13 protein-coding genes are annotated in these 15,060 nt (G+C 67.5%); 12 read left to right on the top strand and 1 reads right to left on the bottom strand.

Going from position 1 to position 15,060, the window contains the following annotated elements:
* The first annotated feature begins 146 nt into the window (after nucleotides 1-146).
* The 10 genes from rnr to SPHME3_RS0102190 all read left to right on the top strand — a co-directional run bounded on the left by rnr (nucleotide 147) and on the right by SPHME3_RS0102190 (nucleotide 10,316).
* Nucleotides 147-2,366: a ribonuclease R gene (rnr, locus tag SPHME3_RS0102240; RefSeq protein ID WP_017977479.1), complete on the top strand. Its 2,220-nt coding sequence runs from the start codon at nucleotides 147-149 to the stop codon at nucleotides 2,364-2,366.
* Nucleotides 2,363-2,701, top strand: coding sequence for a hypothetical protein (locus SPHME3_RS0102235; protein ID WP_017977480.1), 339 nt, complete (start codon nucleotides 2,363-2,365; stop codon nucleotides 2,699-2,701). The genes rnr and SPHME3_RS0102235 overlap by 4 nt, the downstream gene beginning before the upstream one ends.
* Before the next feature lie 111 nt (nucleotides 2,702-2,812).
* Nucleotides 2,813-2,968 (top strand): hypothetical protein, encoded by a 156-nt coding sequence (locus SPHME3_RS21250; protein ID WP_017977481.1) that lies wholly within the window; start codon nucleotides 2,813-2,815, stop codon nucleotides 2,966-2,968.
* Nucleotides 2,961-4,322 (top strand): DUF5935 domain-containing protein, encoded by a 1,362-nt coding sequence (locus SPHME3_RS0102225; RefSeq protein ID WP_017977482.1) that lies wholly within the window; start codon nucleotides 2,961-2,963, stop codon nucleotides 4,320-4,322. The genes SPHME3_RS21250 and SPHME3_RS0102225 overlap by 8 nt, the downstream gene beginning before the upstream one ends.
* The gene (locus tag SPHME3_RS0102220) at nucleotides 4,319-5,356 is read left to right on the top strand and encodes an acyltransferase family protein (protein WP_017977483.1); all 1,038 of its coding nucleotides are present in this window, start codon (nucleotides 4,319-4,321) and stop codon (nucleotides 5,354-5,356) included. The genes SPHME3_RS0102225 and SPHME3_RS0102220 overlap by 4 nt, the downstream gene beginning before the upstream one ends.
* A 55-nt stretch (nucleotides 5,357-5,411) precedes the next feature.
* Nucleotides 5,412-6,425 (top strand): DNA topoisomerase IB, encoded by a 1,014-nt coding sequence (locus SPHME3_RS0102215; protein WP_017977484.1) that lies wholly within the window; start codon nucleotides 5,412-5,414, stop codon nucleotides 6,423-6,425.
* Nucleotides 6,426-6,432: 7 nt separating this feature from the next.
* A complete protein-coding gene (locus SPHME3_RS0102210) occupies nucleotides 6,433-7,605 on the top strand; it encodes a mechanosensitive ion channel family protein (RefSeq protein WP_017977485.1) in 1,173 nt (390 codons plus the stop codon).
* A gap of 193 nt (nucleotides 7,606-7,798) precedes the next feature.
* On the top strand, nucleotides 7,799-8,233 hold the full coding sequence (locus tag SPHME3_RS0102205) for a MaoC family dehydratase (protein ID WP_172436207.1): 435 nt from the start codon (nucleotides 7,799-7,801) through the stop codon (nucleotides 8,231-8,233).
* A 61-nt stretch (nucleotides 8,234-8,294) separates the two neighbouring features.
* Nucleotides 8,295-9,473, top strand: a complete 1,179-nt coding sequence (locus SPHME3_RS0102200; RefSeq protein ID WP_017977487.1) for an acetyl-CoA C-acyltransferase — start codon at nucleotides 8,295-8,297, stop codon at nucleotides 9,471-9,473.
* 360 nt (nucleotides 9,474-9,833) lie between these two features.
* Entirely contained in the window at nucleotides 9,834-10,316 is a 483-nt protein-coding gene (locus SPHME3_RS0102190) for a pyridoxamine 5'-phosphate oxidase family protein (protein WP_017977489.1), read from the top strand.
* Between the two features lie 69 nt (nucleotides 10,317-10,385).
* Here the strand turns inward: SPHME3_RS0102190 and SPHME3_RS0102185 are convergent, their stop codons facing one another.
* Complete coding sequence (locus SPHME3_RS0102185; RefSeq protein WP_017977490.1) at nucleotides 10,386-11,618, bottom strand: polyhydroxyalkanoate depolymerase; 1,233 nt, start codon at nucleotides 11,616-11,618, stop codon at nucleotides 10,386-10,388.
* A gap of 150 nt (nucleotides 11,619-11,768) precedes the next feature.
* Here SPHME3_RS0102185 and SPHME3_RS0102180 point away from each other — a divergent pair, with 150 nt between their 5' ends.
* Both SPHME3_RS0102180 and SPHME3_RS0102175 read left to right on the top strand, forming a co-directional pair.
* Nucleotides 11,769-13,553, top strand: a complete 1,785-nt coding sequence (locus SPHME3_RS0102180; RefSeq protein WP_017977491.1) for an ABC transporter transmembrane domain-containing protein — start codon at nucleotides 11,769-11,771, stop codon at nucleotides 13,551-13,553.
* Between the two features lie 324 nt (nucleotides 13,554-13,877).
* The gene (locus SPHME3_RS0102175; protein WP_017977492.1) at nucleotides 13,878-15,026 is read left to right on the top strand and encodes a saccharopine dehydrogenase family protein; all 1,149 of its coding nucleotides are present in this window, start codon (nucleotides 13,878-13,880) and stop codon (nucleotides 15,024-15,026) included.
* Nucleotides 15,027-15,060: the final 34 nt, after the last annotated feature.

Below are 15,060 nucleotides of genomic sequence, written 5' to 3'. Positions count from 1 at the left end.
GGTAGGCCTTTAGTCGGTTCGCGCAAAGACGCGAAGCCGCGATGAGGCAGGGCGACCTCGCTCATCCGCAACCTCTTCGCGTCTTTGCGCCTTCGCGTGAACAAACATGCGGTGACGAACCCGCCCGCGCGCCCTATCTCCACTAAGTGGCAAAGAAACCCAGACCCGGCCTGCCGACGCAGGCGCAGATCCTCGACTTCATCACGCAATCGGAGGTTCCCGCCGGCAAACGCGAGATCGCCAAGGCGTTCGGCCTGACCGCGCAGGAAAAGATCGCGCTGAAGGCGATGCTGAAGGACATGGCCGACGAAGGCCTGATCGACAGCGCCCCCGGCCGCGCCTTTCACAAGATGGGCGGCCTGCCCAAGGTAACGGTGCTGCGCATCGCCGACGTGGACGATGGCGGCAACGTCTGGGCGGTGCCCGATCGCTGGGAGGCGGACGGCCCCGTGCCGCGGCTGCGCGTCCGCGAACGCAAGCGTGGCGCGCTCGGCATCGGCGAACGCATCCTCGCGCGCACCGAAGAGGCGGGCAACGGCTGGATTGCGCATCCGATGAAGGTGCTCGCCAGGGCCTCGGAGCAAATCCTCGGCGTGCTGCGGCAAGAGGGCGAGCGCTTCTGGCTGACCGGCGTGGAAAAGAAGGAGCGGCGCGAATTTCCCGTCTCCGACACCGGCGGCGCGGCGGCGGGCGATCTGGTCATGGCGGAAATGGGAGGGCGACCGCCGCGCATCACCGTTCGTGTCGTCCAGCGCCTCGGCGATCCGTTCGCACCGCGCAGCTTCTCGCTGATCGCGATCCACAAGCTCGGCATTCCGGACGTGTTCACCGGCGATACGCTGGACGAGGCGAAGCGCGTGTCCGCCTTGTCGCTCGGCGAAGACCGCGAAGACCTCACGCACCTGCCGATCGTGGCGATCGACCCGGTCGACGCGCGCGATCATGACGACGCCGTCTGGGCCGCGCCGCATGAGGATGGCGGCTGGCAGGCGGTCGTCGCGATCGCCGACGTCAGCTTTTACGTCCGCCCCGGATCGGAGCTGGACCGCGAGGCGCGGCGGCGCGGCAATTCGGTCTATTTCCCCGATCGCGTCGTGCCGATGCTGCCCGAAATCCTGTCGGCGGAGGTGTGCTCACTGAAGGAAGGCGAGGACCGCGCCGCCCTGGTCTGCCATCTCCACATCTCGAAATCGGGCAAGCTTGAAAGCTGGCGCTTCGCCCGCGCCCGCGTCCGCACCGCGGCGAACCTCGCTTATGAAGAGGCACAGGCGACGATCGACGCCGATGCCGGTGCGATGATCGACGTGCTGCGTCCGCTCTGGGCCTGCTGGCGCGCGCTGGCGAAGGCGCGCGATGCGCGTGAGCCGCTCGACCTCGACCTGCCCGAACGCCGCGTCGTGCTCGACGAGCAGGGCCGGATCATGTCGGTCGCCCCACGCGAGCGGCTCGATGCGCACCGGTTGATCGAGGATTATATGATCGCCGCCAACGTCGCCGCCGCCAAGGCGCTGGAAGCGAAGAAGGCGCCGGTGATGTATCGCGTCCACGAACCGCCCAGCCGCGAAAAGCTCGTCGCGCTGAAGGACTATCTCGAGACGTTCGACGTGCCCTTCGCGCTCGGCCAGGTGATCCGCCCGGCGACGTTCAACCATATCCTCGACCGGATCGGTGATGCCGACTTCCGCCCGCAGGTGATGGAGCAGGTGCTGCGCACGCAGACCCAGGCCTATTACGCGCCCGCCAACCAGGGGCATTTCGGCCTTTCACTGGGTAGCTACGCGCACTTCACCTCGCCGATCCGGCGCTATGCCGACCTCGTCGTCCACCGCGCATTGGTCGCGGCCTATGGTCTGGGCGAGGGCGGGCTCACCAAGGCGGATGCCGAGGCGATGGAGCAGATCGGCACGACGATCAGCGCGCTCGAACGACGCGCGATGGAGGCGGAGCGCGACACGATCGACCGGTACGTCGCCGCCTTCCTCGCCGAACGCGTCGGCGAGACGGTGTCGGCGCGGATCACCGGCGTGCAGAATTACGGCTTCTTCGCCACCGTCGAAGGGATCGGCGGCGACGGCCTGATGTCGGTCCGCGACCTGGGCGGCGAATATTTCCGCTTTGACGAGGCGGCGCGCACGCTGACCGGCGAGGACAGCGGCGAGGAATATGCGCTGGGGCAACGGCTGGAATTGCGGCTCGCGGAGGCAAACCCGGTGTCGGGCGCGCTGCGCTTCGAACTGCCCGGCGGCAAGGGCGCCGCGCCGGGGCCGCGGCATCTCGGCAAGGGCATCAAGGGCGGCCGCAAGGACCGCGTCGTCGCGCGCCGCGGTCGGCCCGGCAACATCCGCCACAACGGCAAGCGGCGGTGAGCGACCGGCTGACCCGGATCGCGACATCCGGCCCGCGCGGCACGGTGCGCGACCGCTATCTGGTCCACGGCACGATCGCCCCGCGCTTCGTCGCGGCGCACGCGGTGATCGCCGACGACGCCATGCCCTTCACCCCCACCGATGCACGCGAGGCGAAGGCCTTCGCCGCGATGATCGCCGACGGATCGATCCGCGGCGTGGGGCAGGGCCGCTTCTGGTTCGACATGCATGCCTACGAAACCGCCGCCGCGGCGCGCCGGGCGAAGCGCGTTCCGGTGCTGCTGGTGGTCGCGCTGCTGACCGCTGCGGTGGCGGTGGCTTTCTACCGAATCTAGTCCCACTCGTCATTCCGGCGTCCGCCGGGATGACGAAGCAAGTAATCCCTTAACGCCGCATCAACCCGAACCCCCTACACCTGTCGCCTGGACAAGGAGCGCTCGCACGCGATGATCGACAATCTGTCGCTGGCGCTGACGCACGGCCTGATGCTGCTCGCCGCCTGGCGGCTGCTGCGCCGGCCCGATCTCGATTCCGAAGCGCCGCCGCCCCGCCACTGGCGCGCCCGCCGCAGCACGCCGCCGGAGCCGCCCGCCGGTGCGTGATCTCGTCTTCGTCGCCTTCCTCGCCGCGCTGTTCGGAATGGGCCTCCGCCGTCCGTTCCTGCTGGTGTGCGCATACGTCTATATCGACATCGTCTCGCCGCAGCGGCTGACGTACATCCTGCTCAACGCCGTGCCGATTTCGCTGATCGCGGTGGTGCTGGCGGTCGGCGGCTGGCTGCTGATGGACGACAAGAGCGACAGCCGCTTCGCGCCGCGCCAGGGCCTCATCATCCTGCTGCTGCTCTATTGCGGGATCACGACGATGGGCGCGGACTTCCCCGTCGACGCGCGCGACAAATGGGACTGGGTGTGGAAGTGCCTGGCCTTCGCCGCCTTCCTGCCGCTGACGCTGCGCACGCGCCTGCGCATCGAATCGCTGCTGCTGTTCATGATCCTGTCGGCGGCGACGATCATCATCGTCGGCGGCATCAAGACCGCGGCGGGCGGCGGCGGCTATGGCCAGCTCGACCTGATGGTGACCAACAATTCGGGCCTGTACGAAGGGTCGACCATCTCCACCGTCGCGATCGCGATCGTGCCGCTGATCGCCTGGTTCATGCGCTGGGGCACAATCTTTCCGCCCGACTGGAAGGTGAAGGGCTTCTGCCTGTGCCTGATCTTCGCCTGCCTGCTGATCCCGATCGGCACCTCGACGCGCACCGGCACGCTCTGCACCGTGCTGGTCGCGCTGCTGTCGCTGCGCAATACGAAGCGCAAGTTCACCTATCTCGCCATGATCGGTGCGGCCGGGCTGCTCGCGGTGCCGTTCCTGCCCGCGAGCTTCACCGAGCGGATGAGCACGATCAAGAGCCACGACGCCGACGAATCCGCCTCCACCCGCATCGCCGTGTGGCAGTGGACGATCGACTATGCCAAGGCGCACCCCTTCGGCGGCGGGTTCGAGGCGTTCCGCGGCAACCACATCCGCTACGAGATCAAGAAGACGACCGCCGCGCAGGGCGATGCCGCCGCGACCGTCGCCGATCAGGCGGTGACCGACAAGGCGCGCGGCTATCACAGCGCCTATTTCGAAATGCTGGGCGAACAGGGTTATCCCGGCCTGGCCCTGTGGCTTGCGATCAGCCTGATCGGCCTCGTCCGCATGGAGGTGCTGCGCCGCCGCTATCGCGATCCCGCCGGCCCCTTCGGCTGGGCGGGCCCCCTCGCCGCCGCGCTCCAGACCGCGCACCTCGTCTATCTGCTCGGCGCGGCGTTCATCGCCATCGCCTTCCAGCCATTCATCTACATGCTGCTCGGCGCGCAGATCGGCCTCGACACCTATCTCGCCCGCCGCCGCAGCGAAGAGGGCCAGGCGCCGCTGCGCAAGCCACGGGGCGACGCCATTCCAGCATGAGCGAACTGCGCGCCCTCACCTCGGCCCGGGGCATCGCTGCGTGGCTGGTCGTCCTCTACCATATCCGCGCTAGCATCGCGGGCCTGCCGCACGGCGTCGAGGCGGTGTTCGCCAAGGGCTATCTCGCGGTCGACTTCTTCTTCCTCCTGTCCGGTTTCGTCATCTGGCTGACCTGGCATGACCGACTGCGCGGGCAGGGTGCCGCCGGCATCGCCCGCTTCCTGCAAAAGCGCGTCGCGCGCATCTGGCCGCTGCATGGCGTCATGCTGGCCTTCGCCGTCGCGCTGGCGCTCGCGCTGTGGGCGACCGGGCGCAGCGACCCCGCCTTTCCCTTCGCCGAACTGCCGCTGCATGTGCTGCTGGTGCAGAATTGGGGCGTCACCGATGCGCTGCGCTGGAACGATCCGGCCTGGTCGATCAGCTGCGAACTCGCCGCCTATCTGCTGTTCCCACTGCTGATCCTGACGATCGACTGGCGACGCCTGCCCGCGCTTGCGCTGGTGGCCGTCGCAGCGGCGATCCTCGCTGGCCTGCACATCGCGATGCAGGGCGCGCCGACGCTGGGCTGGGACATTCCGCGCTACGGCCTCATCCGCTGCCTCGCCGAATTTGCGACCGGCACGATCCTTGCCGCGCTGTTCCTGCGCCGCCCATCGCTCGCCTGGCCGCTCGGCGTCGCCGCGATCGGCACGGCAGCCTGGGCGCTGGGCTGCCCCGAGACGCTCGCCGCGCCTTTGACGTTCGCCGCGCTGCTGCTCGCACTGGCGCTGACCGCCGGCACGCCGCACCATCCGCTCGAGGGGCGCTGGCTCCACGCGCTCGGCGACATCAGCTACGCGACCTATCTGTCGCACTTCCTGTTGTGGAAGGCATTCAAGCTCGTCGCCGTCCGCGATGCGACTGCGGTGCCCTGGCCGGTCATCGCCCTCTATCTCGCGCTGGTCCTCGCGGCGTCCGTCCTCCTCTACCGCTGGGTCGAACGGCCCGCGCAACGCTGGGTCAACGCGCTCGGGCGGTCACGCGCCACGGGGTAGCGCTCGGAACCGTGCGCGTCGCCTGGGCATTTCCTACTAGGAAGGGAGTGCCCAATTGGCCGCACGCATAGTCTATTGCGATGATTCCAAGCCCGGCATCACGCGCCGCAAGGTTCGCAATGGCTGGGCCTATTATGCGCCCGACGGCGACCGGATCACCGATCGTGACGAGATCGACCGGCTGAACGCGGTCGGCCTGCCCCCCGCCTATCGCGACGCCTGGTTTTGCCCCAAGCCCAATGGCCATATCCAGGCGGTCGGCTGGGATGAGAAGGGGCGCAAGCAATATCGCTATCACACCGGCTTCCGCGAGGCGCAGGAGGCGGCGAAATACGAAAAATGCGCCGATTTCGGCCATTGCTTGCCCAAGCTGCGCGCCCGCGTCGAGGCGGACCTGTCCGCACGCGGCCTGCCGCGCGATCGCGCTATCGCCGCGGTCGTGCGCCTGCTCGACATCGGTCACCTGCGCGTCGGCAACGAAGCCTATGCCGAAACGAACAAGAGCTACGGCGCCACGACGCTGCGCAAGCGCCACGGCACCGTCCGCGGCAACACGCTTAAGCTGCGCTACAAGGGCAAATCCGGCAAGGAACGCGATGTCGCGATCACCGACAAGCGGCTCGCCGCGACGGTGCGCAAGATGCAGGACCTAGACGAACAGCATCTGTTCGCCTGGGTGGACGACGATGGCGATGCGCACCCCGTCACCTCGTCCGACGTCAACGATTATATCAAGCGCGCGACCGGCGGCGATTTCACCGCCAAGCATTTCCGTACCTGGGGCGCCAGCGTCGCCGCGTTCGAGGCGCTGGCCCGCGCCGAGGCGGACCTCAGCCTGAAGGCGCTGCTCGAACCCGTCGTCGCCCGGCTCGGCAACACGCCCGCCATCGCGCGCAAGAGCTACGTCCACCCGTCCCTCATCGCCTTGGTAAAGACGGGGCAGGGCGCCTTCCGCCGCGCGTTGCGCCTGCCACGCTCCGCCCGTCATCTCAGCCGTGAAGAGCGGGGGCTCATCGCCTTCCTCGAAGCCGGCACGCCCAGCACGGCGCCGCTGAAAGCCGCGGCCTGATCCCCTTATGTCCAAAACCACGACCGCTACCGCTTCGCCGATCTTCGACAGCAACGGCGTCCAGGATCAATTGACCGGCCTGTACACCGCCAGCGAAGTCTGGCTGCACACGCACTGGCTGCAAATCCTCATCGCGCTCGCCGTCGGCGTGGTGATCGTCGTCGCGCTGCACGGCCTGCGCCGGCTCGGCGAACGCCTGTGCCGACGCAGGGATGTCTCGGGCGTTGCAGAGACGCTCGTGCGCCGCGGCTGGGGCGCGATCGTCGGCCGGGCGATCGCGCGCACCAACAACTTCTTCATCGTCATGCTCGCCGCCAAACTGGTCGCGGGCTATGCCGGTGCGCCGAGCCAGGTATCGACGACGATCAACTTCCTGTGGACCGTCGCCTCCGTATTCCAGGCGGCGATCTGGGCGCGCGAGCTGATCCTCGGCGCGATCGAGCATCGCACCAGCAGCGAACATTATTCGGGCGAGGCGCTGCTCAGCGCGATGGGCCTCATCCGCCTGCTCGTCACCGTCGCGCTGTTCGCTGTCGCGCTGGTCGTCGTGCTCGACAATCTCGGCGTCAACGTCACCGGACTGATCGCCGGCCTGGGCGTCGGTGGCATTGCCATCGGCCTCGCCGCGCAGGGCATTTTCGGCGACCTCTTCGCCGCGCTTGCAATCATCTTCGACCGACCGTTCCGCCGCGGCGACAAGATCAGCTACGGCACGACCAACGGCGTCATCGAATCGATCGGCCTGAAGAGCACGCGCATCCGCGCTTTCACCGGCGAATTGCGCGTGATCAGCAACAAGCAGCTGCTCGACAAGGAAATCCAGAACATCAGCGTGCGCGACCACATCCGGCTCGCCTTCACGATCGGCGTCACCTACGAAACGCCGCCCGACTCGCTCGCCCGCGTGCCGCAGATCATGCGCGAGATCGTCGAGGGCGAAGGCGGCAAGGTCGCACGGTCCAGCTTCGAAACCTTCGGCGCCTCCAGCCTCGATTTCGTGCTGCAATTCGACATCCCCGGCGACGATTGGGCGACCGCGCACCCGATGCGCGATCGCATCATGGTGTCGTTGATCCGCCGCTTCGCCGCGGAAGGGATCGGCATCGCCTATCCGACGCAGACGACCTACACCGCCGGCCCCGACGGCAAGCTGGTCATGCCCTACGCCCCCGCGTCCTAGGCGTTTTCGAACATCGGGTCCGCCGCGTTTGGCGCGGTTCGTCGTGCATGGGCGCCGGGGTTCAAGCTTTCGGTCGGGAGAGGGGCTTGCGGAACGCCCCCGGCTCCGCCTACAGGATGGCGCGACGCGGAACGCCATCCGCGCGCCGCAATCGGGAGGGCGATTCTTCGTGACGACGATCACCGCGCAGGCGATGAAGGACAGGGTCGGCACCGAAACCGTGTCCGACTGGGTCGAGGTGACGCAGGCGATGATCGATCGCTTCGCCGAAGCGACCGGCGACCATCAGTTCATTCATATCGATCCCGTCGCGGCGGCGCAGACGCCCTTCGGCGGCACGATCGCGCATGGCTTTCTCACGCTGTCGCTGATGCCGCTGCTCAGCAGCAAGGTGCCCGACGCGCCGCAGATCGAAGGCGCGCGGATGGGCGTCAACTACGGCGGTAACAAGGTTCGCTTCCTTACCCCCGTCCGTTCGGGATCGCGCGTGCGCGGCCGCTTCACCCTGCTCGCCTTCGACGAAAAGCGCCCCGGCCAATTCCAGCAGACCACCAATTTCGTCGTCGAGATCGAAGGGCAGGACAAGCCTGCCCTGATCGCCGAATGGATCAGCCAGATTTTCGTCTGACGCCAACCCTATAGTCACCGAACCCGCGCGCCGCGTCGCGCCCCATCAAGGAAGCCAGCCCATGCGCTCCGCCGTCATCGTCTCCACCGCCCGCACGCCGATCGGCCGCGCCTATCGCGGCGCCTTCAACAACACGACGCCGCAGGCGTTGGCCGGCCATGCGATCGACCATGCCGTCAAGCGTGCCGGCATCGATGGCGGCGAAGTGGAGGATGTGGTGTTCGGCGCCGCGCTTCAGCAGGGGCATCAGGCGGGCAATATCGCGCGCCAGGCGGCGTTGCGCGCCGGCCTGCCGATCACCGTGTCGGGCATGTCGCTCGACCGCCAGTGCGCCAGCGGCCTGATGGCGATCGCCACCGCGGCCAAGCAGATCGTGATCGACGGCATGGATGTCGCGATCGGCGGCGGCGTCGAGAGCATCAGCATGGTCCAGACCCCGCAGATGCGCGTCGCCCCCGACAAGCAGCTGCTCGCGATGCACAACGACATCTACATGCCGATGCTGCAGACCGCCGAAACGGTCGCCAAGCGCTACGGCATCGGCCGCGAGGCGCAGGACGCCTACGGCCTTCAATCGCAGCAGCGCACCGCCGCGGCGCAGGCGGCGGGCAAGTTCGATGACGAGATCGTGCCGATGGCGGCGACGATGAACGTCGTCGACAAGGTGACCAAAGAGGTCAGCACCAAGGACGTCACGCTGTCGAAGGACGAGGGCAATCGCGCCGACACGACGCTGGAAGGCTTGCAGGCGTTGCAGCCGGTCGTCGGACCGGACGGCGTCATCACCGCGGGCAATGCCAGCCAGCTGTCGGACGGCGCCTCGGCATCGGTGCTGATGGAGGAAAAGGTCGCCGCAGCGAAGGGGCTGACTCCGCTCGGCCGCTACGTCGGCATGGCGGTGGCGGGCACCAAGCCCGACGAAATGGGTATCGGCCCGGTCTTCGCGATCCCCAAGCTGCTCGAAAAGAACGGCCTGACGATGAAGGACATCGGCCTGTGGGAACTGAACGAGGCGTTCGCCGTCCAGGTCCTCTACTGCCGCGACACGCTCGGCATTCCCGACGAATTGCTCAATGTGAACGGCGGCGCCATCTCGATTGGACATCCCTACGGCATGTCCGGCGCCCGCATGACCGGCCACGCGCTGATTGAGGGCAAGCGCCGCGGTGCGAAGTATGTCGTCGTCACAATGTGCGTCGGCGGCGGCATGGGCGCGGCGGGGCTGTTCGAGGTCCTGTAAGTTGAAAGTTAGGCCCGGAAAGGGTATGTAGCGACTCGGACATTGTCATTGGTGTCCTCCTTGTGTGGGCCTCGATCGTTGCAGCGATCGGGGCCCAAAACGTTTGGGGCTCAGGTTGCAGCCCGAGCCCCGCCCGTGTGCTTTACCTGTTGCGACTATCGACGATCTTTACGGCCAAGGCCGCAAAGGCGATGATGACGCCCAGGATCTGGCACAAGTCGGCCACCGTCATTGCAGTGTCTCCTTGTGATGACGGCGGGATTGCCGCCGCCGGCGATCGTGGCCGATGCGGTCTTTCCGCGCAACCAACCCCCGATGCGCTCGTTCTTCCGGCCGAACCCCCGGTACAGGAGACGATGCATGGCCGATCAAGACAGCCCGCAGGAAGTGGCCGCCAAGTTCCTCGACAAGCTGAAGAGCAGCCCGTTCGTGATGATCGGCCTGATGGATGGCGAGCATTCCGAACCGATGACCGCGCAGATCGACGACGATCAGCCCAACACGCTGTTCTTCTTTGCCGGTCGCGACAATCGCATCGCCAAGGGCGGCGATGCCATGGCGCAGTTCGTTGGCAAGGGGCACGACTTCTTCGCCTGCCTCGCGGGCAACGTCAGCCGCGACGACGACCGCGCCCAGATCGACAAGCTGTGGAATAACCAGGTCGAAGCCTGGTTCCCGGGTGGGAAGGAAGACCCCAACCTGACGCTGCTGCGTTTCGATATCGACAGCGCCGAGCTGTGGGAAACCGATATCTCGATCGGCGGCCGGCTGAAAATGCTGTTCGGCGGCACGATCCGCAGCGACGAATCGAGCAGCCACGCCGTGGTCGACTCGGTCGCCTGAGGCGTCCGGCCTTATAAATGACGATAGGGGCGGTTCCGATCGGAGCCGCCCCTTCGCATATCTGGCGTGTCAGGCGTGCGCCGCCATCCATTCCTCGACGATCGGCGCCACCTTGTTGCGCCAGCGCGAGCCGTTGAAGATGCCGTAATGGCCCGCACCCTCGGCCATGTAATAGCGCTTCTGATCGGCCGGCAGGTTGGTGGCGAGCGTCAGCGCCGCCTTTGTCTGTCCGAGCCCAGAAATGTCGTCGCGCTCGCCCTCGATCGCCAGCACCGCGACATCGGTGATCGCGCCGGGATCGACGGGGCGCCCGCGATGCAGCATCTCGCCACGCGGCAGGGCATGCGTCTGGAAGACGAGATCAACCGTCTGCAAGTAGAATTCCGCGGTCATGTCACACACCGCGCGATATTCCTCATAGAAGTTCTTGGTCGCCTGCGCGCTTTCGCCGTCGCCCTGGACCAGATGCTTGAACATCTCCCAATGGCTCATCATGTGGTTGCCGAGGTTCATCGACATGAAGCCGGCGAGCTGCAGGAAGCCGGGATACACCTTCCGGCCCGCGCCTGGATACATCATCGGAACGGTCACGACGACATTCTGTTCGAACCAGGCGTGCGGGCGTTCGGTGGCCAGCGTGTTGACCGCGGTCGGCGCCTCGCGCGTGTCGATCGGTCCGCCCATCATCGTCAGCGTCTTGGGCCGGCAGGGGTGCTTGTCCGCGCTCATCAATGCGACCGCGGCATAGCAGGGCACCGACGGCTGGCAGACCGCCAGCATATGCGTGCCGCCCTGGCCCTCGTTCGGCCCGATCGCTTCCAGGAAGGCGATCAGATAGTCGATATAATCGTCGAGGTCGAAATGCCCGTCCTTCAACGGCACCAGCTTCGCATCGCGCCAGTCGGTGATGTAGACGTCCGCGCTCGGCAGCATCCGCTCGACCGTGCCGCGCAGCAGCGTGGCGTAATGGCCCGACATCGGCGCAACGATCAACAGCTTCGGCCCGCCTTCCACGCCATCGCGGCGGAAGCGCTTCAGCTGGCCGAACGGCTTTTGCAGCACGATCTCCTCATGCACCGCCACCTCGTTGCCATCGATGACGGTGTGGTCGAGGCCGAAGGCCGGCTTGCCGCGCGTCGCGGAGGCATGGGCGAACACCTCCAGCGCGGAACTGACCAGTTGGCCGCCGCCGACATAGGACCAGGGGTTGGCCGGATTGCGCATCCAGTCCGCGCCGAAGGTCGCCATGGCGCTGGCCCCGGCCAGCATCGAGCGCTGCATTTCATAGGCGTCGTAGAGCATGATCGTGTCGTAGCCTGTATTGGTTGCCGTATACGTAACGGCATTCGCGCTTGCCGCAATCGTCTGAACGCCCGAGACGCGCGATAAGCGCCAGACCGAGTACGCGCCGGCGGCGTTGAGCCGTGTGCCCCCTGCTGCTAGGCGCGAGCGATGGCGCGTTCCCCCGTTTCCCCCACTCCCGCCGCCGGCAAGGGCCGGCTCGGCGACCTTCGCCTCGTGTGGGAGATCGCGCTGTGCTATCCCCGCCACATCGCCATCGCGCTGGCCGCGCTCGCCACCACCTCGGCGGCGACGATCGGCATCCCCTATGGCTTCAAGCGGGTAATCGACCGCGGCTTCGTCGCAGGCGGGCAGGGGACGGTGGATGCCTCTTTCCACTATCTGCTGATGATCGTCGCGGTACTCGCGGTGGCGACGGCGATTCGCTTCTACCATGTGTCGTGGCTGGGCGAGCGCGTCGTCGCCGACCTCCGGCTGAAGGTGCAAGCGCACCTGCTGGCGCTGACGCCGCGCTTCTTCGAGGAAAACCGCCCGTCGGAAATCGCCTCGCGCCTCACGTCCGACACGACGCTGATCGAGACGGTCGTCGGCACCACCGTGTCGATCGCGCTGCGCAACACCGCGACCGGCATCGGCGGCATGGTCTATCTGTTCGTGCTTTCGCCCAAGCTTGCCGGCATGCTGCTGCTTGGCATTCCGCTCGTCGTGCTGCCCGTCACCATCTTCGGCCGCCGCATCCGCGCGCATTCGCGCATCTCGCAGGATCGGATCGCCGATGTCGGCGCGTTGGTGACCGAAACGCTGGGCGCGATGAAGATCGTGCAGGCATTCGGTCAGGAATCGCGCGAGGCGGCGCGCTTCGGCGCGGCGGTGGACGCGACCTTCGCCGCCGCGAAGCGCCGCATCGCGCTGCGCGCAGTGATGACCGCGATCATGATCGGCCTCGTCTTCGGGTCGATCGTGCTGGTCGTGTGGGAGGGCGTCGCCGACGTCACCGCCGGGCGCCTGTCGGGCGGCGGCATGTTCGCCTTCGTCGTGACGGGCGGCATCGTCGCGGGCGCGTTCGGCGCGCTGACCGAAGTCTATGGCGACCTGCTGCGCGGCGCGGGCGCGGCGAGCCGCATTGCCGAACTGCTGCGCGAGACGCCCGAGATCGCCCGACCCGCCGCTCCGATCCCCTTGCCCGTGCCGGTGGCGGGGGCGCTCGCGTTCGAGGGGGTGCGCTTCCATTATCCGACGCGCCCCGATGCGGCGGCGATCGACGACCTGACGCTCACCATCCGCCCGGGCGAAACGGTGGCGGTGGTCGGCCCCTCGGGCGCGGGCAAGTCGACGTTGTTCCAGCTCGCCGAACGCTTCTACGATCCCGCCGCGGGCCGCGTGCTGCTCGACGGCGTCGACCTGCGCGAAGCCGATCCCGCCGCAGTGCGCGCGCAGATGGCGATGGTGCCGCAGGATGCGGTGATCTTCGGCGCCAGCGCGCGCGACAATCTGCGCTATGGCCGGTGGGAGGCGAGCGACGACGAGCTGTGGGCCGCGGCGGAGGCGGCCAACGCCGCGGAATTCCTGCGCACGCTGCCGCAGGGCCTCGACACGCATCTGGGCGAGGGCGGCGCGCGCCTGTCGGGCGGCCAGCGCCAGCGCGTGACGATCGCTCGCGCGCTGCTACGCGATGCGCCGATCCTGCTGCTCGACGAGGCGACCAGCGCGCTCGACGCCGCCAGCGAACGGCTGGTGCAGCAGGCACTCGAACGGCTGATGCAGAACCGCACGACGCTGGTCATCGCCCACCGGCTGGCGACGGTCCGCGCCGCGCAGCGCATCGTGGTGATGGACCAGGGCCGCATCGTCGAGGACGGCACCCACACCAGCCTGATCGAACGCGGCGGCCTGTACGCGCGACTCGCCCGGTTGCAATTCAACGAAGCGGCGTAAGGGACACCCGTTACCCCACTTACACCGTCATTCCCGCGAAGGCGGGAATCCAGACGCGCAGGTCCCTCTTGAGCCGCACCGTTAGCGGTTCTGGATTCCCGCCTCCGCGGGAATGACGGAGGATGGGGCGGTCATTCCCCTTGTTCGTCATCCCGGCGCAGGCCGGGATCCATGGACGCGCGACGCCAGCGGTCATGCGCGCCTATCAGCCATACCGAAACCATGGATCCCGGCGTGCGCCGGGATGACGTGGGGGGCGGTGAGGCCTTGCCCCCACCGCCCCCAAAGCGCATGACGTTTGCGTAAAGCAAACGGGAGAGGGCAATGCGCGACTTCGACATCATCGTCTACGGCGCGACCGGCTTCACCGGGCGTCTCGTCGCCGAATATCTCAGCCAGCAGGGCGTCACCCGCTGGGCGATGGCGGGGCGTAGCCGCACCAAGCTGGAGGAGGTGCGCGACCTCATCGGCGCGCCGGCCGATACGCCGCTGGTCGTCGCCGATGCCGACGATCCCGCCTCGCTGAAGGCGATGGCCGAATCGACCCAGGTCGTGCTGACCACCGTCGGCCCGTACCAGCTCTACGGCGCACCGCTGATCGCCGCCTGCGTCGCCGCCGGCACCGCTTATGTCGACCTGTGCGGCGAGCCGGCGTGGATGCGCCACATGATCGACGCGCATCATGCCGAGGCGCAGCGCACCGGCGCGCGCATCGTCTTTTCCTGCGGCTTCGATTCGATCCCTTTCGACCTCGGCGTGCTGACATTGCAAGAATGCGCACGCGCCAAATACGGCATGCCCGCGCCGCGGGTGAAGGGCCGGGTGCGCGCGATGAAGGGCGGCTTTTCGGGTGGCACCGCCGCCAGCCTGAAGGCGACGCTCGCCGCGGCGGCACGCGACCCCTCGATCGTCGGGCTGCTCGCCAGCCCGTTCGCGCTGACGCCCGGCTTCAGCGGCCCCCATCAGCCGACCGGCATGCTCCCCGAATTCGACGCGACGCTCAACACCTGGGTCGCGCCGTTCATCATGGCGGCGATCAACACCAAGAACGTCCACCGCACCAACTATCTGCTCGGCCACCGCTACGGCACCGACTTCGTCTATGACGAGATGATGGTTGCCGGGCTGGGCGACATGGGCAAGGCCGCCGCCGAAGCGATCGCCAAGCTCAATCCGCTCGCCGGCGACAAGGGCCCCAAGCCCGGCGAAGGCCCCAGCAAGGAGGAGCGCGACAGCGGCCATTACGACCTGCTGTTCGTCGGCCTGATGCCCGATGGCGCGCGCTTCGATGCGGTGGTGACCGGTGACCGCGACCCCGGTTACGGTTCGACCAGCAAGATGATCGCCGAAACCGCGCGCTGCCTGATCGAAACGGAGGGGGCGGGCGGCATCTGGACGCCGGGCGCGCTGCTCGGCACCGGATTGCGCGATCGCTTGCAGGACAAAGCGGGGCTGACCTTTACCGCGGGCTAGGCTGCGGTTGACGCGGCATTAAGCACTGTGGGTG

The sequence above is a fragment of the Sphingomonas melonis DAPP-PG 224 genome (genome assembly GCF_000379045.1).
Classification (GTDB): Bacteria; Pseudomonadota; Alphaproteobacteria; order Sphingomonadales; family Sphingomonadaceae; genus Sphingomonas; species Sphingomonas aquatilis.
This window is presented reverse-complemented; position numbering and strand designations above follow the sequence as displayed.